Source organism: Arthrobacter sp. FW306-05-C (assembly GCF_021801725.1).
In the GTDB taxonomy this organism is placed as follows: Bacteria; Actinomycetota; Actinomycetes; order Actinomycetales; family Micrococcaceae; genus Arthrobacter.
Window position 1 is genome coordinate 3,457,841 of record NZ_CP084556.1, and the last position, 15,679, is coordinate 3,473,519.

The following is a 15,679-nucleotide window of genomic DNA, read 5'->3' on the forward strand; positions in this document are numbered from 1 at the left end:
TTACTAATGCGAGACGCGGTAGGTCCGGCGGACGTCGGTGCTGGGCTTGATGGCCACCGCTGTTACCACCAGTGCCACTGCCCCTGCGATCCATGACGTCCAGGCAGCCCCCGTCGCGCCCGTGTATGTTCCGAGCCATGGCGAGAGGACCAGTCCTGCTGCGAGGATGGCCTGCACGTATTCCATGGCCGGAGTTCCCGGCATGGCCAGGTTGATGATGCCGCTGACCACCAGGAGCCCGCCGAAGACGAGCATGAGGGTGGTGGACATGTTTTGCTGCCGCGTGAACAGGACCGCCACCGCGGTAAAGAGTCCGGCGGCAGCAGCTACGTAGTCCTGCCACCGATACCACTTCTTCACTGAACTTTCCTTTCTGTTTTGGGACGGCTGCGCCCTGTGCGTTTCCCGTCCCGCGGGCCTTTGTTTCCCGCGATTTAAGTCAACGCCTGGCGCTGTTCGGGGTGTAGGGCAGAAAGACCTAGGGCAGGACAGCGCCTGCATTGCGTCGCGATTCACTGCCAACTCACAGCAATCGCCCCTGCAAATAGCGGTCCCGGTGTGCAAGAGTGACCGCAGCGCTGGGGCGCAGGTGAATACCCGACCGTGGAGGTTGCCCGTGAACCGAAGACCACTCCCTCCCTTCGCTGCGGTGAGGCGCCCCTTTCCCATGCTGCTGCCCGTTCTGGCACTGTTCCTGTCCGGAGTGGTGGCCTGCCAGGCGCCCGCGCCCGCGCCGGCTCCGCAAACAGCCACGCCGTCCGGTGCTGCCACGCCTTCGCCCAGCGCTTCACCGGCAACGGCAACACCCACGGCAAACCCAAGCTCCGCTGCAGACGCTGTCGACGCCGTAAAGGCCGCCGGCACACCCCAGCACATCTTCGTGATCAACCTGGAAAACAAGGGATACGCCAGCGTCTGGGGCGACAACTCCCCCGCCCCGTACCTGTCCGGAACACTGCGGAAGAAGGGCGTGCTGCTGCAGAACTACTACGGCATAGCGCACAACTCACTGCCCAACTACCTGGCCCAGATTTCCGGGCAACCCCCCAACGACAGCACCGAGAAGGACTGCCACACCTACACCGGGTTCACCGCCACTGGAACCAATTCGGACGGCACGCTGCAGGGCGACGGGTGCGTCTATCCGGAGAACGTCCAGACCTTGGCAGGGCAACTGGCGGCGCAGGGCAAAACCTGGAAGGGCTACATGGAGGACATGCAGCAGCCGTGCGAGCACCCGGTCCTGGAAGAGGCCGACAACCACATCAAGGCCACCCCGGAGGAGCAGTACTCCACCCACCACAACCCCTTTGTGTACTTCCGCTCCATCACCTCATCCCCGGAGTGCGCAAGGAACGTGGTGAACTCCTCGGCCCTCAAGGACGACCTGCAGTCCGTGGACACCACCCCGAACCTTGCCTACATCACGCCCAACCTCTGCCATGACGGGCATGACGGCACCTGCGCCGACGGCTCGGACGGCGGCCTGCGTGCGGCGGACAGCTGGCTCAAGGAGCAGGTGCCGGCCATCCTGTCCTCCCCGGCGTACAAGCAGGACGGGATGCTGGTGATCACCTTCGATGAGGCCGAGGGCGACGCCGCCGGGCCGTCCGAACCGGCCAGTGCCGTACCAGCCGGCGGCACGGCGGGCGGCAAGGTGGGCGCGCTGGTCCTGTCCCCGTTCAGCGAGGCGGGGACCTCATCGGACCGGGCCTACAACCACTACAGCCTGCTGGCCAGCATCGAGGACTTCTTCCGCCTCCCCCGCCTGGGACTGGCGGCAGATCCCGGTGCGAGGGTCTTCAGCGACGACGTTTACCGGAAGGAATCCTGAGGATGTGGCCTGAGCATAACGGACGACGCCGCCTGGTACTGGCGGCTGCCGCAGTGGTCGCCTTGGTGATCCTCGCCGTCGTTCTTCCCATCGCGTTCCGTGCCGGCCCGCAACAGACGGGCTCCCCTGCAGCGGCGCCGGCGAACCCGTCACCGAACGCCGCTCCTGCGGCCGGTCCCGCTGGCATCGCCGCTGCCGGAATCTCCAAGATCAAGCACGTGGTGATCATCACCCAGGAGAACAGGTCCTTTGACAGCTACTTCGGCACCTTTCCCGGGGCCGACGGGATCCCCATGAAGGACGGCCAGCCCAGCGTCTGCGTCCCCGACCCTGCGGAGGGCGGCTGCGCCAAGCCCTTCTACAACTCGGCGGACAGCAACGCAGGGGGCCCGCACAGTCACACGGACGCCACGGCGGACATCAACGGCGGGGCGATGGACGGGTTTGTGGCGCAGGCGGAGAAAGGGCTGTCGGGCTGCAGCGCCGGCAGCACCAACTGCGTGTACAACACCAGTGCGCCTACGGACGTGATGGGTTTCCACGACGGCCGGGACCTGCCCAACTACTGGGCCTATGCGCAGAACTTCACGCTCCAGGACCACCTGTTCGCCTCCGCCGCCTCCTGGAGCCTGCCGGCCCACCTGTACCTGGTCTCGGAATGGTCGGCCAAGTGCACCGTCAGTGGAGATCCGTCATCGTGCGTCAACGCCCTGCAGAATCCGGATCCCGAACCGGAGCCCCAGATCATCAAGGACACCCTGATCGGAAAGTGCCAGGCCGGGATGGACCTGGACCCGTGCAAGGAGGCGCTGGAGGCAGCGGGCATCAACCCGGACCTGGCCGCCCAGATCGACCAGATCATCGGCACCAGCTGCAAGCCCACCGATTCCTACGCTGTCTGCCAGGCTGCGGTGGACGCCGCGCCGGTGGCCGACGACCTGAAGAAGAAGCTCACCGAGGCCGCCAAAAAACTGGAACTGCCGGACTACGCCTGGACTGACCTGACCTTCCTGCTCCACAAGCACCAGGTGGACTGGGCCTACTACGTCTTCAACGGCACTGAACCCGACTGCCGGAACGACGCCGCCACCTGCGATCCCGTCAAGCAGGACGCCAAAACCCCGGGCCTGTGGAACCCGCTGCTGTACTTCGACACGGTGAAGGAGGACGGCCAGCAGGGCAACATCAAGCCGCTGAGTGGTTTCTACGACGCCGCGAAGCAAGGCACCCTGCCCGCCGTCACCTGGGTGGCGCCCACGGACAAAGTCAGCGAGCACGCCCCGGCCAAAATCAGCACCGGGCAGGCGTACGTGGCAGGACTGATCAACGCTGTCATGAGCGGGCCGGACTGGGACAGCACGGCAATCTTCCTCAACTGGGACGACTGGGGAGGGTTCTACGACCACCTGCAGCCGCCGGTAGTGGACGACAACGGCTACGGCCTGCGCGTCCCGGGCCTGGTGATCAGCCCCTATGCGAAGAAGGGCTACATTGACCACCAGGTGCTCAGCCAGGATGCCTACTTCAAGTTCATCGAGGACGATTTCCTGGGCGGCGAGCGCATCGATCCCGCCACCGACGGACGGCCGGACCCGAGGCCCGACGTGCGCGAGAACAACCCGCAATTGGGCGACCTGGCCAAGGCCTTCGACTTCGACCAGGCACCGCTGCCGCCACTGATCCTGCCCAACGCGACGACTTACTGACCACCTTTCCGGCTTGGCCAAAACCTCGTGCCCTGCCGTCGTGGCTACATTGCCGCACCCTCGGCTGGATTTGCCTTGGGTGGCGCAGCATCCGCATGCCGTGCTTCCTCCGGAACTGCTTCGGCCTGCAGCACGGCAGGCTGCCGCACCGGCACGGCCGCCGTGGCGGACCCTGCGGTGGCTGGCTTGATGTTTTGGTTGACGTGGAAGAAGTTGTCGGGGTCGTACTTGGCCTTGAGTTCGGCAAGCCGCGCGTAGTTCGACCCCAAGGTGTCCTCAATCCTGGATTGGTCGTCGGCATCCTGGAAGTTGATGTAGCCGCCGGGTTCCGAAAATTCATGCAATGCGGCCCAGTACTTCCTGACCCAGGCAATGTTCTTTTCGTTCTCAGCGGGCTCAGGCCATTGCCCGGCGATGACAGGGGCGAAATTCACGTCGCGGTAAGCAAACGCCGTTGCCTCCGGCGCGACGCGGTGGACGGCCCCGTCAATCGGGTAGAAGTGATTGGCCGAGTGCACGCTGGGGATCCCCGAGGCATGTTCGACGGCAACGCGGAGCACGTCATCGCTGAGGGAACGAAGGAAATCGGCCTTCCAGTAGCCCTGCAGCCCAGGGATGTTGAGCCCGTCGAACATGATGTTGAGCGCGGGGTAGGGCATCGGTGCAAAAAAGCTTCCCAGCACTGGTCCGGCGTCCAGCATGGCCTGCCAGTTCGCCGGCCCCGCGTCAAGGTCCCCTGTCCACATGCCCGCAATCACGGCCACGGGCTTCCCGTGCCACTCCTCAGGCAGGAAAGGCGCCGGGGGACCCAGATGGAATCCAAGGAAGGCGCCCATTTCTTCGGGTTCGGCGGCAAGCCACTCGCGGTAGGCGGCGCCGACTTGGGTGCCGATAGAGGCATCGAAGAAGATGATCCCGATATGGACCATGTCGACAGGGTGCAGCCGGAACTCCATAGACGTGACCACGCCGAAGTTGCCGCCTCCGCCGCGGAGCGCCCAAAAGAGGTCGACGTTTTCTGCCTCGCTCGCAGTGACGAAGGTGCCGTCGGAAAGGACCACATCAGCAGAAACGAGATTGTCGCACGCCAGTCCGTACTTACGGGCAAGGTATCCGATCCCCCCGCCGAGGGTAAGGCCTGCGACGCCGGTCGTGCCGACGATGCCGCCCGTGCTCGCCAGGCCGAATGCATGCGTCGCATGGTTGTAGTCGGCCCAGGTGGCGCCCGGCTCCACCCGGGCCAATCTTGCTGCTGGGTCAACCCGAACTCCCCGGAGCGCCGAGAGATCCAGGACCAAGCCGCCGTCGACCGTTCCAAAGCCGGGTGCGCTGTGCCCGCCGGCGCGCACCGCAACATCAATGCCAAGGCCCCGGGCGAAGCGGACGGCCGCCAAAACATCCGCAACCTGCGATACCCGCAGGACTGCGGCGGGCCGGCGGTTGATCATTCCGTTGAACACGAGGCGCGCGGCCTCGTACTCGGCGTCGTCTTCTTCGATAACCTGCCCGCGGACCTGTTCGCGGAGCACGTCGAAACGATCGCTACCCATCACAACTCCATTTGTTTCTTCCAAGACCAGGGCAGCTGGCTCCATACAAGGCCCAGCGGGGGCCAGCATGATGATTCTCTCGGTATACGCCGGGGACAGCAGGGGGTCAAGGGTGCCTCGTTAGTACAGCTAAGGGGCCGAAACGGTGCAGTTGGCCGCGTCCTCCACCACCCGTTCCATGTCCCCGGTGCGGTGCAGCACCTCTATCTGCCGCACCGCACCGGTGCCGCGGGCGAGCAGCCGGTCCACCAGGTCCTCCACCCGCTGCAGGTCCCCCATGTCCTCCAGCGCCCCGCGGACATGGTTCAGCAGCGAATTCACGACGGCGAGGGCGGGCGCCGGGCGGTGCGTCTGCGGATCCAGCAGCTCACCGAGGAGGCCCCAGCGGCTCGCCTTCCAGGCAGCCAGGCGGAGCAACGCCGACGGGACAGCCACCGGTTCGATTCCTTCCCGCCACTCCCTTGCCGCGGTTTCCACCAGGGCCCTGGCAATCCCAGCCAGCAGGACCGTGTCCTCCGGCCGGAGGCACACATCGGCCAGGCGGATCTCCACGGTGGGATAGTGCCGGGAGAGGCGGGCGTCAAAGTAGATCATGCCCTCATCAAGGGCCACCCCGGTGCTCACCATGTCATGCACCAGTTGGTGGTAGGCATCGGGTGTTCGCAGGATTTCCAGCGGTCCGGCAGAGGGCCAGCGGTTCCACACCTGCGAGCGGTAACTGGCGTAGCCACTGTCCTGGCCATGCCAGAACGGGGAGTTGGCGCTGAGCGCGATGAGCACCGGCAGCCAGTTCCGCATCCGGTCCAGCACGGCCACGGCTTCCTCGGGCGACTCCACCGAGACGTGGATATGACATCCGCATGTGAGCTGTTCCCTGGCGGTCAGCCCGTACTCTTCCGTCATGGCGCGGAACCTCCGCAGCTGCACGGGATGGGGGTCGGCCGGCAGCGGCGAAGTGCCCAGTGCCGCCACCCTGACGCCCACATCCTCGGCTGCCTGGTGGGCAATCGCGCGGCCGGCAATGATGTCACGCTCCAGGCTCGCCAGCGTGGCGTGCGGCGGGGTGACCAGCTCGATCATTTCCTGCTGGAATTCGGCGGTCAGGACGGGGCCGGCACCGGCCTCCAGCGGCCGGACGTACAGGTCCAGGAGGGCGCTTGCCAGCGGCACTGCTTCACCGGTGGCAGGGTCCACCAGCAGCAGCTCCTCTTCAATCCCGAACGTGCGCCTGCCTGCACCGGCGCCGCCGGTGCCGTCATTGCCGTAGGTGTCCATCGTCGTCGTCCCCTATCCCTTGCTTCCTTGCAAGTTCCTCCCAGAAGCAGGCCAGCGTGACTGCCCCGTCCATCAGGACGTCAAAGCTGGCGCAGCACCTCCGCCATGGGGAAGCCCACGTCGCGGAATTCGCCGGCCACCCAGTTGGCCGAGCGGAGCAGGTCCGCGGCGCCGCTATGCCTCTCAGTGCCGCCGGCGCCCAGGTTGTCCTGCATGCTCGTGCCCGTTCCGCAGGTCATTTGCGGGGCTGTGCCGGGTTGGTGGGATCGCCGTGGGACGGCGGGTTCACCGGGGGCCCGGGGACGGAGGACGGCTGCGGGGTCCCTGCGTTGCCTTGGACCTCCGGAGTGGTCGGATTCCGGGTGCCACTCGGCTCTGCACCGCTTTGCAGGTCCTGCAACCGCTTCTCCAGGATCTGCAGGATCGGGAGCCGGTTTCCGTGTGCCTTCTCGTAGGTGACCAGCTGGGCAACGTCCGCTTCGTCCAGCCCGTTAATGCGCGTGGGAAGGGTGCCGACGGGCAGGTGGTCATAGTCGGGCAGCGCCAATTCCTTGTGCAGGGGTGAATCGTTCATCTCATTGTTCTCCATATCTCTTGGTTACCCTTCCGGAGCACGCATGAGTCGAATCTTCCCCGGCAACCTCTGCACCATTTCATCCCCGGTGCCGCGGCCGCCGTCGGAAGGGAACAATATGATAAGCAGCCTTATCAATCCGTGGGAAGGGGTGCGGTTGCGCAGCCGCAATTGCTCCGGCTGTACTTCCGCCCTACCCCCGCGTAGATTAGTACCTGTGACTGGGATCATGCCCCGTCCTCCCCGGATCTTTTGCAAAGGCCGGCCAGAGCAGCTGCTGTAGTCCAACGGCGGCAATTAAGCAGCAGCGGAAGAGACACGCAATGGCGTCCTCGCAGTTCCAGCTATTCCTCGACGAAGCAACTATCTCCGACCCTTCCAGGGACCACCCCCTTGGTCCCGACTGCCTCTACGGCCTTTACGTCAGCTGGGCAGCGCTGCACGGCCTGACGCCGAAGCCGGACCAGGCCTTCCGCGCGGGAATGCTGCGCTGCGGCGTGGATGTCCGGAACTGCCGGCTGCGCATGACGGGCCCCGCCGCGGCGGTCTACATCCTCAGCAGCTACCCCGCCGTCGCCTGATGGCCACCGAAAGCCGGCGTACTCCGGACGTCCTGGTCCGGGGCGGCCACTACGTCCACTGCGGACAGGTCATGGCCGCCAGCGGAGCCGAAATGCGCAGCATCCACGGCACCTATGGCCAGTTGCCGGAAGCCCTTGGCGTGTACCTGGCCACCAGGGTGCTGCGCTGCGCCTGCGGATTCCAGATCGAGATACCGGACCAGGACGCTGCTGAACCGGCCTGAGCGGATTCAAGCGCTGCCGCACCGCACGTCTGCCCGCGCCTGCCATGGATTGCGGGTCAGCGTGAACTGCGCAGCGCCCGGACAAAGGGAGCTTTACCCAAGGCGGTGCGCTCGATCCGGTCAACCGGCTGCACGACCACCGGGAGTGCCGGCACGCCCGCGGCATCAAGCGCCCCCGCCACGGCCGCACGGATTCCCTCCGGATTTTGTCCTGGCGCGATTCCGGCCACAAGGACGCGCAGCCGCGCGGGTTCCTGGATCACTTGCCAGCCCATTGCCACCTCATCCAGCACATGATGGAACACGATCGGATGGAGCCTGACGGGACCTTCCCTTCCCGAAAGCTCCAGGACATCTTCGAGGCGCCCCTCCACTTCCTCAAGGAGGCTGAAGGATCGCCCGCAGGGGCAGCCACGCCCGCCGACCCTGACGCTGTCGGACATCTCGTAGCGGATCAGGGGCAGGGTGCGGGAAAACAGGACGGTAACCAACACTCTGGCCCCTGTCGTTCCCGCCGGGACCGGTGCTCCGGCCTGGTCAACAGGCTCGAGGATCACCAGGTCCTCGTAGAGGTGGCTGTTCCGGTAGGGGCAGCCCGAAGCGATACCCGCTGTTTCGGTAGTTGCATAGACGTCAATCGGGGCAGTCCCCCAGGCTGCCTCCATCTCCAAGGCAGCCTGTCTGGTCAGGACCTCGGAGGCAGACATGACGCCGGCGGGTGCAATATGCAGCCGCCCGGCGGACTGTTCGGCAGCCAGCGGCTTGAGGGCGGAGGCATAACCCACCAGCACCTTCGGCTGGAACCCGTTCAGGGCGGCCGTGATTCCGTCCAGTGGCGCAGTGACATCGAGCCGGAGCGTTGGTACAAACCGGGAGGCCAGGGACGCTGCGACGGCTGCGGACTGGTGGGTGGGGACGCGGGAGCTGACCAGCGCTGTCTTCACCGGCTTTCCCCGGCTCCCGGCTGAGATGCCGGCCCAGTCATACGCTCGGGCATAGGACGCCAGCACAGCTGCCCATTCAAACCGGTTCCAGGCGAAGATCCCCGGGCCGCCCGCCGTTCCGGCGGTCGCGGCAACCCACCACCGGCCCCTCCATGGTCGGCCGGGGTCCCCTCCGCCTTCTGCGAGCTCCTGCAAATGGTCCTGCACATCGGCGAGGTTCAGGTCCGGGGTGGTGATGGCTTCATCGAAGTGCTCCATCAGATCCGCTTTCCTCACGGGCGGCAGTTCCTGCAAGGGAGCCTCGTGCAGCCCCGCGTGATGGCGCCGGTAGAATTCCGAGCCCGCATAGGTGGCTTCGCGCAGCCGTTGCAGGGCCCGTTCCTGGTGGTCAGCGATGCGCGCGGCATCCCACCGGTCCCTTCGCCGCCACGCTGCACGCAGCGAGAGCACTTGGGAGAGGAGGCGGACGTCCATGGCAGATCCTTCATACGGGACGCCCTCCAGCCTCCTCCCGCCGGAGAGGCACCGCTAGGGCCGAAAGCCGGTTGCTGGGGGCAAAAAATGTCCTGCCGCTACAGGAGCCCAGAATCGGGTACCTCACCCTAGGACGAGCACCCGAGCAAGGCAGGTACCCATGCATTCCCTTCCACGCGCCGGCATCGGCGAAACGGCAGCGTTCCTGATGGACGTCTTCATTCCGACGGCGGCCAAAGGTCCCCTGATCCGGCGGCCGCGGGTCGAGGCCCTGGCCGAGCGCTTGGGCCTGGACCGGCGCGCCGTGACGCGGATGCAGAAGCTGGACGCCAAGTATCCTGCCGGTCCGCTCCTGCTCCGGCTGCCCTTCAGGAAGCAGGCGGTGGTCCTTCGCCCGGACCAGCTCCACCGGGTCCTGGCGGAGTCGCCGGAGCCCTTCTCGCCGGCGAGCAGCGAAAAACGCGGTGCGCTGGCGCACTTCGAGCCACGGAATGTGCTGGTTTCCACCGGCACCGACAGGACTGTGCGGCGGGCGCTGCAGGAACAGGCGCTGGATACCGCCAGCCCGGTCCACCGGTTCGCCGATTCCTTCCTGCCGGTCGTTGAAGAGGAAGCGGACGCCCTGCTGCTTGCGGCCATGGGCGACGTCGGGTCGGCCGACGGAGCGCTGGACTGGCCGCTGTTCACCGCCGCCTGGCACCGGGCCGTCCGGCGGGTGGTCTTCGGCGATGCGGCGAGGGACGACGTCGAACTCACGGATATGCTGGCCCGGCTGCGGAAGGACGCCAACTGGTCCGGCCTGAAGCCGCGCCGCCACAGCGTGCGGACCGAATTCCTGGGGCGCGTGCGCGCCGGCATCGATGCCGCTCCGCCCGGCACCTTGGCCTCCGCCCTGCGCGGGCGGCCCGACTCGGACCCCACGGCGCCCGGCGACCAGGTCCCCCAGTGGCTGTTCGCGTTCGAACCGGCGGGGATGGCGGCAATCCGCACCCTGGCGCTCCTGGCCAGCCATCCCAGCCAGGCAGCGCAGGCCCGGGAGGAAGTTGCTGCTGATCAAACCGGCGGCCGGAACCTGCCTTTCCTGCGCGCCTGCGTGCTGGAGTCCCTGCGGCTGTGGCCCACCACGCCCATGATCCTGCGCCAGACCACCCGTGAGGTCGCCTGGGAGAACGGAACCATGCCGGCGCGTTGCGGCGTGCTGGTCTTTGCCCCTTACTTCCACCGCGACGGCCGTCGCCTCACGCAGGCCGATACCTTCGACCCCGGCCTCTGGCTGCAGCACGACGATGCCCGCCCCGGTGATCCCGAAGACTGGGGCGTGGTTCCCTTCAGCGACGGGCCGGTGCGGTGCCCCGGCCGCCAGTTGGTGCTGCTGCTGACCAGTGCCCTGCTGGCCCGCCTGCTGCAGGACAGCACCTTCACCCTGGAGTCCCACCGGCTGTCCCCGGACCGGCCACTGCCGGGCACGCTGAATCACTTCGGGCTCCGGTTCCGGGTGTCCCCCGCCTGACCCTTTCCCTGCCAACACGGTTAGGGGATGCAAACCTTCGTGGCACGGGGGTCCATGCGGTGCTTTACTGCCAGCATGTCTGAAACTCTCAAGCTGAGCCGCGAACCCCACGACAGCAGCGTGGCAGCACGCCTCAACTGGCTGCGCGCCGGTGTCCTCGGTGCCAACGACGGCATCGTCTCCGTCGCGGCAACAGTGGTGGGCGTCGCGGGCGTCACCAACGACCTTGCGCCCATCCTGGTGGCCGGCACGGCCGCAGTAGTGGGCGGTGCGGTGTCCATGGCCTTGGGCGAATACGTCTCCGTGAGCAGCCAGAGCGACAGCCAGCGGGCGCTGATCGAAAAGGAGCGCCAGGAACTTCGGGACGATCCCGAAGGCGAGCTGGAAGAACTTGCCGGGATTTACCAGGCCAAGGGACTCAGTGAGGCCACGGCCCGCACGGTTGCCGAAGAGCTGACGGCAAAGGACCCGCTGAAAGCCCACCTGGCCGCCGAACTGAACATTGACGAAGAAGAAGTGGTGAGCCCCTGGCACGCCGCCTTCGCCTCCGCCATCGCCTTTACCGTCGGCGCCGTGCTGCCGATGCTGGCCATCATCTTCCCGCCTGAACAGGCGCGCATCCCCGTCACCTTCGTCGCCGTCATCCTGGCGCTGGCCCTGACCGGCACCGTCAGCGCCAAGATCGGCGGAAGCTCCAAGCGCAAGGCGACCATCCGGCTGGTGGTGGGCGGCGCGCTTGCCATGGCCTTCACGTTTGCCGTGGGCAGCCTGCTGGGCACCACCGGGATCGCCTGATGGAGATCGCCGGCCTTCCCGCCCATATCCTGCTGATCCACGGCGTGGTGGTCCTGGCGCCGCTGGCCGGGCTGTCTGCGGTGGTTTTCGCGCTGCTCCGGCGCTCAAGGCGCTACCTGGCCTGGCCGCTGGGGATCCTTGCCCTGATTCTGGTCCCGCTGTCCGTCCTTACGGCGGAAGCCGGGGAGCAGTTGGAGAAGGCGAGGCCGGTCTCAAAACTGATCGAGGAACACGCCGAACAGGGAAGCTTCCTGCGCTTCGTCACCGCCTTCTTCCTGGTGGTGGTGGCTGCACAGATCGCCGCTGCCTTCCCTTCCATCCTGACCAGGCGTCCCGCCTTCCGCGGCCTGCGCGGCATCCTCGAAGCGCGCTGGCTGCTCCCCGCCACCTCGGTACTGGGCGTGCTGGCCGGAGTTTTCCTGGTCTACCAAAGCATCGCAACCGGCCACTCGGGTGCAGCATCGGTCTGGGCGGGCATCCGGTAATTCTCGCCTGCAGCCGCCCGTCCCGGCCCGTTCAGCGCCTTGCGTCGGGGAGGGGCACGACGGCGTAGCGGCGGTTTTCCAGCACCGGCACCTGCTCGCGCACCCGGGCCAGCCGGTCCCGGCTGAGGCGGGCCACGATCAGGCCGGGCTCCTCGCCGGCATTCGCCACCACCACCCCGGCCGGGTCCACCGCCATGGAGTATCCGGTGGCCAGCGGCCCTGCCTGGTTGGCTGCCAGGAGGTAGGCCGTGTTCTCGATGGCCCTCGCCCTGGCCAGCGTGGACCAGTGTTCCTCCTTCCCTGGGCCTCGGATCCACATGGACGGCACCAGCAGGACATCGGCTCCTGCATCGACCGCGGCGCGGGCACTCTCGGGGAAGCGGAGGTCGTAGCAGGTGAAGGCGCCGAAGCTGAAGCCGCCCAGGGTGAAGACCAGCGGCTCCCCGGCGCTGCCCGGCGTGATCCCGTCGCTTTCCCGGTACCCGAAGGCATCGTAGAGATGCACTTTCCGGTAGCAGCCGAGGATCTTGCCGCGCCTGTCCAGAGCCACCAGGGTGTTGAACGGCGGCCCAGCCTCCGTCTTCTCATAGGTTCCCACCACCACCGCGATGCCATGCTCCCGGGCGAAACCCGCCATGCTCCGGATGAACGGGCCGTCCAGGTCCTGCGCGATGGCTGACAGGGCCCCGGCCGGCTCGCTGGTGCCGTACAGGCTGGACTCGGGCAGGACCACCAGCTGCGCCCCTGCTTCCGCAGCCTGCGCAATCAACCGGCCGGCCGCCGTCGTATTTTCCCCGGGATCGGTGCCCGCGCTGAACTGGCCCGCCGCGATGAGCATTTCTGCTGGGTCCATGACTGCCCTTTCCGTCCCTGGACTGGCGTTCCGGTCTTGTCCCGGCCGCAGCCCGTCCCCTTCCCATCAGCATCCTCCCCGCGTAGGGTTGGCCACACAACCCACCGGGCTTTTTGCTGGTGCGGTGGGCTCATGCAGTTGGGCTTCTGGAGCGTGCCGGAGGGACCACAAGTGGGTAGAAGACCGTTCAGGAATCACAGGACGCGGCGCTTCGCGGCACTGGCAGTTGGCCTCCTGGCCATGCCGGCCCTGGCCTCCTGCTCCGCGGAAGTCACCCGCGGTTTCCTTCCGGGCCCCCGGGACACCACCGACAAGACTCCGCTCATCACTGACCTGTGGGTCAACTCCTGGATCGCCGCGCTGATCGTGGGGATCATTACCTGGGGCCTGATGATCTGGGTGATCGTGGCCTACCGTCGCAGGAAAAACACGGTGGGGTTCCCGGCGCAGCTGAGCTACAACCTTCCGCTTGAGGTGTTCTACCTCGCGGTCCCGCTGATCGTCATCGGCGTCCTGTTCGTCTTCACGGACCGGGACCAGCGCGCCATCGATGAGCGCTACGCCAATCCGGACGTGGTGATCGATGTCTTCGGCAAACAATGGTCGTGGGATTTCAACTACGTCAAGGAACAGGTCCATGAGGACGCCGGGCAGCAGGCCCACCTGACAGGCGGCTACGGCGCCCCGGACCGGCTGCCCACCCTCTACCTGCCCGTTGGCAAGAAGGTGGAGCTGCACCTTCAGTCCCGCGACGTGCAGCATTCCTTCTGGGTCATCGATTTCCTGCAGAAACGCGACCTCTACCCGGGCCACGAACAGTACAACCCATACATCAGCATCACCCCGCAGCGCACCGGCGAATACATGGGCAAATGCGCGGAGCTGTGCGGTGAGTACCACTCAGAGATGCTCTTCAAGGTCCGGGTGGTGAGCCAGCAGGAGTATGACAGCCACATGGCCGACCTGAAGGCCAAGGGCAACACCGGAAGCCTGGGCAACGATTTCAACCGGCAGCCGCAGTCGGCACCGGCACCGCAGGCTTTGGAACCAGCAGAGTAAAGGACGGCACCGTAATGACCACCACAGGCCAGAGAATGGGTGGAACGGCAGCCACGGCGGCACCGGCAGTGGTCCGGCGCCCCAAAGGCACCATCGTGGTCAACTGGATCACCTCCACGGACCACAAGACCATCGGGTACATGTACCTGATCTCGTCCTTCGTGTTCTTCTGCCTGGCCGGGGTGATGGCGCTGCTGATCCGCGCCGAGCTGTTCGAGCCCGGCATGCAGATCCTGCAGACCAAAGAGCAGTACAACCAGCTGTTCACCATGCACGGCACCATGATGCTGCTGATGTTCGCCACCCCGCTGTTCGCCGGGTTCGCCAACGTCATCATGCCGCTGCAGATCGGTGCGCCGGACGTTGCCTTCCCGCGCCTGAACGCGCTGGCATTCTGGTTCTTCCTGTTCGGCTCCACCATCGCGGTGTCCGGCTTCATCACTCCGCAGGGCGCCGCGTCCTTCGGTTGGTTCGCTTACGCGCCGCTGTCCAACACCACCTTCACCCCCGGCATCGGCGGCGACCTGTGGGTGTTCGGCCTGGCGTTGTCGGGCTTCGGCACCATCCTGGGTGCGGTCAACTTCATCACCACCATCATCTGCATGCGCGCCCCCGGCCTCACCATGTGGCGGATGCCCATCTTCACGTGGAACACCCTGGTCACGGCCATCCTGGTGCTGATGGCCTTCCCGCCGCTGGCCGCCGCACTGTTCGCCCTGGGCGCGGACCGCAAGTTCGGCGCGCACATTTTCGACCCCGCCAACGGCGGCGCCATCCTGTGGCAGCACCTGTTCTGGTTCTTCGGCCACCCGGAGGTGTACATCATCGCGCTGCCGTTCTTCGGCATCGTCTCGGAAATCTTCCCGGTGTTCAGCCGCAAGCCGCTGTTCGGCTACAAGGGCATCGTGTACGCCACCATCGCCATCGCAGCCCTCTCCGTGACGGTGTGGGCCCACCACATGTACGTCACGGGCGCCATCTTCCTGCCGTTCTTCGCGTTCATGACGATGCTCATCGCAGTGCCCACCGGCGTGAAGTTCTTCAACTGGATCGGCACCATGTGGGGCGGATCGCTGACGTTCGAGACCCCCATGCTGTGGAGCATGGGATTCCTTGCCACGTTCCTGTTCGGCGGCCTGACCGGCATCATCCTGGCCTCCCCGCCGCTGGACTTCCACGTCTCGGACACCTATTTCGTGGTGGCGCACTTCCACTACGTGGTGTTCGGCACCGTCGTCTTCGCCATGTTCGCCGGATTCTACTTCTGGTGGCCCAAGTTCACCGGCACCATGCTCAACGAGCGCCTGGGCAAGATCCACTTCTGGATGCTCTTCCTGGGCTTCCACGCCACGTTCCTCATCCAGCACTGGCTGGGCGTCCTGGGCATGCCGCGGCGGTACGCCGACTACATGCCGGAGGACAACTTCACCTTCATGAACCAGTTCTCCACCATCGGTTCCTACCTGCTGGGTGCGTCACTGATCCCGTTCTTCTGGAATGTGTTCATCACCTGGCGCGCCGGGAAGAAAGTCACGGTGGACGACCCCTGGGGCTTCGGCGCTTCACTGGAGTGGGCCACGTCCTGCCCGCCGCCGCGCCACAACTTCACCTCGCTCCCCCGGATCCGTTCCGAGCGCCCCGCCCTGGACCTGCACCACCCCGAGCTGAGTATCCGCGTACATCCGCATGAAAATGCCCCTGGAGAGGGCCTCCTGGGCGCCGCCGATATCGGCGAACACGACCTCCACGATCCCAACCCGAACAAGTAGCCAGGGTCCCCCGCTTTTCGAGGCGCATCCTGGCCTTCGAGGCGCA

General features: G+C 66.2%; 16 protein-coding genes. 9 read left to right on the forward strand and 7 right to left on the reverse strand.

Translation table 11 applies throughout. The features are described from left to right. Nucleotides 1-3 precede the first annotated feature (3 nt). Complete coding sequence (locus LFT44_RS16085) at nucleotides 4-360, reverse strand: SPW repeat domain-containing protein (RefSeq protein WP_236799434.1); 357 nt, start codon at nucleotides 358-360, stop codon at nucleotides 4-6. A gap of 307 nt (nucleotides 361-667) precedes the next feature. On the opposite strand from LFT44_RS16085, the gene LFT44_RS16090 reads away from it, so the two are divergent. Then, complete coding sequence (locus tag LFT44_RS16090; protein ID WP_236799435.1) at nucleotides 668-1,834, forward strand: alkaline phosphatase family protein; 1,167 nt, start codon at nucleotides 668-670, stop codon at nucleotides 1,832-1,834. Between the two features lie 2 nt (nucleotides 1,835-1,836). After that, on the forward strand, nucleotides 1,837-3,540 hold the full coding sequence (locus LFT44_RS16095) for an alkaline phosphatase family protein (protein WP_236799436.1): 1,704 nt from the start codon (nucleotides 1,837-1,839) through the stop codon (nucleotides 3,538-3,540). A 44-nt stretch (nucleotides 3,541-3,584) separates the two neighbouring features. Here LFT44_RS16095 and LFT44_RS16100 read toward each other — a convergent pair whose 3' ends face one another. The 4 genes from LFT44_RS16100 to LFT44_RS16110 all read right to left on the reverse strand — a co-directional run bounded on the left by LFT44_RS16100 (nucleotide 3,585) and on the right by LFT44_RS16110 (nucleotide 6,939). After that, nucleotides 3,585-5,090 carry an FAD-binding oxidoreductase gene (locus tag LFT44_RS16100; RefSeq protein ID WP_236799437.1) on the reverse strand — a complete coding sequence of 502 codons (1,506 nt, stop codon included), beginning with the start codon at nucleotides 5,088-5,090 and terminating at the stop codon, nucleotides 3,585-3,587. A 129-nt stretch (nucleotides 5,091-5,219) separates the two neighbouring features. Then, the gene (locus LFT44_RS16105; RefSeq protein ID WP_236799438.1) at nucleotides 5,220-6,365 is read right to left on the reverse strand and encodes a carboxylate-amine ligase; all 1,146 of its coding nucleotides are present in this window, start codon (nucleotides 6,363-6,365) and stop codon (nucleotides 5,220-5,222) included. 80 nt (nucleotides 6,366-6,445) lie between these two features. Next, nucleotides 6,446-6,580, reverse strand: a complete 135-nt coding sequence (locus LFT44_RS22000; protein ID WP_272910862.1) for a hypothetical protein — start codon at nucleotides 6,578-6,580, stop codon at nucleotides 6,446-6,448. A 20-nt stretch (nucleotides 6,581-6,600) separates the two neighbouring features. Further along, nucleotides 6,601-6,939 carry a hypothetical protein gene (locus LFT44_RS16110; protein WP_236799439.1) on the reverse strand — a complete coding sequence of 113 codons (339 nt, stop codon included), beginning with the start codon at nucleotides 6,937-6,939 and terminating at the stop codon, nucleotides 6,601-6,603. 323 nt (nucleotides 6,940-7,262) lie between these two features. Here LFT44_RS16110 and LFT44_RS16115 point away from each other — a divergent pair, with 323 nt between their 5' ends. Next, entirely contained in the window at nucleotides 7,263-7,520 is a 258-nt protein-coding gene (locus LFT44_RS16115; RefSeq protein WP_236799440.1) for a hypothetical protein, read from the forward strand. After that, nucleotides 7,520-7,744 carry a hypothetical protein gene (locus LFT44_RS16120; protein ID WP_236799441.1) on the forward strand — a complete coding sequence of 75 codons (225 nt, stop codon included), beginning with the start codon at nucleotides 7,520-7,522 and terminating at the stop codon, nucleotides 7,742-7,744. Before LFT44_RS16115 ends, LFT44_RS16120 begins: the two co-directional genes overlap by 1 nt. 56 nt (nucleotides 7,745-7,800) lie before the next feature. Here the strand turns inward: LFT44_RS16120 and LFT44_RS16125 are convergent, their stop codons facing one another. Further along, a complete protein-coding gene (locus LFT44_RS16125; protein WP_236799442.1) occupies nucleotides 7,801-9,162 on the reverse strand; it encodes a phenylacetate--CoA ligase family protein in 1,362 nt (453 codons plus the stop codon). 160 nt (nucleotides 9,163-9,322) lie between these two features. Here LFT44_RS16125 and LFT44_RS16130 point away from each other — a divergent pair, with 160 nt between their 5' ends. The 3 genes from LFT44_RS16130 to LFT44_RS16140 all read left to right on the forward strand — a co-directional run bounded on the left by LFT44_RS16130 (nucleotide 9,323) and on the right by LFT44_RS16140 (nucleotide 11,952). Then, the gene (locus LFT44_RS16130) at nucleotides 9,323-10,672 is read left to right on the forward strand and encodes a cytochrome P450 (RefSeq protein ID WP_236799443.1); all 1,350 of its coding nucleotides are present in this window, start codon (nucleotides 9,323-9,325) and stop codon (nucleotides 10,670-10,672) included. 75 nt (nucleotides 10,673-10,747) lie between these two features. After that, nucleotides 10,748-11,467 carry a VIT1/CCC1 transporter family protein gene (locus LFT44_RS16135; protein WP_236799444.1) on the forward strand — a complete coding sequence of 240 codons (720 nt, stop codon included), beginning with the start codon at nucleotides 10,748-10,750 and terminating at the stop codon, nucleotides 11,465-11,467. Further along, nucleotides 11,467-11,952 carry a hypothetical protein gene (locus LFT44_RS16140; protein WP_336885531.1) on the forward strand — a complete coding sequence of 162 codons (486 nt, stop codon included), beginning with the start codon at nucleotides 11,467-11,469 and terminating at the stop codon, nucleotides 11,950-11,952. Before LFT44_RS16135 ends, LFT44_RS16140 begins: the two co-directional genes overlap by 1 nt. Before the next feature lie 31 nt (nucleotides 11,953-11,983). Here LFT44_RS16140 and LFT44_RS16145 read toward each other — a convergent pair whose 3' ends face one another. Further along, nucleotides 11,984-12,805, reverse strand: a complete 822-nt coding sequence (locus tag LFT44_RS16145) for a carbon-nitrogen hydrolase family protein (protein ID WP_236799445.1) — start codon at nucleotides 12,803-12,805, stop codon at nucleotides 11,984-11,986. Between the two features lie 240 nt (nucleotides 12,806-13,045). On the opposite strand from LFT44_RS16145, the gene ctaC reads away from it, so the two are divergent. After that, nucleotides 13,046-13,864 carry an aa3-type cytochrome oxidase subunit II gene (gene ctaC / locus LFT44_RS16150; protein ID WP_236802925.1) on the forward strand — a complete coding sequence of 273 codons (819 nt, stop codon included), beginning with the start codon at nucleotides 13,046-13,048 and terminating at the stop codon, nucleotides 13,862-13,864. A 35-nt stretch (nucleotides 13,865-13,899) separates the two neighbouring features. Next, nucleotides 13,900-15,633 carry an aa3-type cytochrome oxidase subunit I gene (ctaD, locus tag LFT44_RS16155; protein ID WP_236802926.1) on the forward strand — a complete coding sequence of 578 codons (1,734 nt, stop codon included), beginning with the start codon at nucleotides 13,900-13,902 and terminating at the stop codon, nucleotides 15,631-15,633. Nucleotides 15,634-15,679 lie beyond the last annotated feature (46 nt).

Bases quoted from the DNA above. Each gene is read 5' to 3' on its own strand.
- LFT44_RS16090 (WP_236799435.1), top strand. From the start codon at position 668: ATGCTGCTGCCCGTTCTGGCACTGTTCCTGTCCGGAGTGGTGGCCTGC.
- LFT44_RS16095 (WP_236799436.1), top strand. From the start codon at position 1,837: ATGTGGCCTGAGCATAACGGACGACGCCGCCTGGTACTGGCGGCTGCC.
- LFT44_RS16100 (WP_236799437.1), bottom strand. From the start codon at position 5,090: ATGGGTAGCGATCGTTTCGACGTGCTCCGCGAACAGGTCCGCGGGCAG.
- LFT44_RS16105 (WP_236799438.1), bottom strand. From the start codon at position 6,365: ATGGACACCTACGGCAATGACGGCACCGGCGGCGCCGGTGCAGGCAGG.
- LFT44_RS22000 (WP_272910862.1), bottom strand. From the start codon at position 6,580: ATGCAGGACAACCTGGGCGCCGGCGGCACTGAGAGGCATAGCGGCGCC.
- LFT44_RS16110 (WP_236799439.1), bottom strand. From the start codon at position 6,939: ATGAACGATTCACCCCTGCACAAGGAATTGGCGCTGCCCGACTATGAC.
- LFT44_RS16115 (WP_236799440.1), top strand. From the start codon at position 7,263: ATGGCGTCCTCGCAGTTCCAGCTATTCCTCGACGAAGCAACTATCTCC.
- LFT44_RS16120 (WP_236799441.1), top strand. From the start codon at position 7,520: ATGGCCACCGAAAGCCGGCGTACTCCGGACGTCCTGGTCCGGGGCGGC.
- LFT44_RS16125 (WP_236799442.1), bottom strand. From the start codon at position 9,162: ATGGACGTCCGCCTCCTCTCCCAAGTGCTCTCGCTGCGTGCAGCGTGG.
- LFT44_RS16130 (WP_236799443.1), top strand. From the start codon at position 9,323: ATGCATTCCCTTCCACGCGCCGGCATCGGCGAAACGGCAGCGTTCCTG.
- LFT44_RS16135 (WP_236799444.1), top strand. From the start codon at position 10,748: ATGTCTGAAACTCTCAAGCTGAGCCGCGAACCCCACGACAGCAGCGTG.
- LFT44_RS16140 (WP_336885531.1), top strand. From the start codon at position 11,467: ATGGAGATCGCCGGCCTTCCCGCCCATATCCTGCTGATCCACGGCGTG.
- LFT44_RS16145 (WP_236799445.1), bottom strand. From the start codon at position 12,805: ATGGACCCAGCAGAAATGCTCATCGCGGCGGGCCAGTTCAGCGCGGGC.
- ctaC (WP_236802925.1), top strand. From the start codon at position 13,046: ATGCCGGCCCTGGCCTCCTGCTCCGCGGAAGTCACCCGCGGTTTCCTT.
- ctaD (WP_236802926.1), top strand. From the start codon at position 13,900: ATGGGTGGAACGGCAGCCACGGCGGCACCGGCAGTGGTCCGGCGCCCC.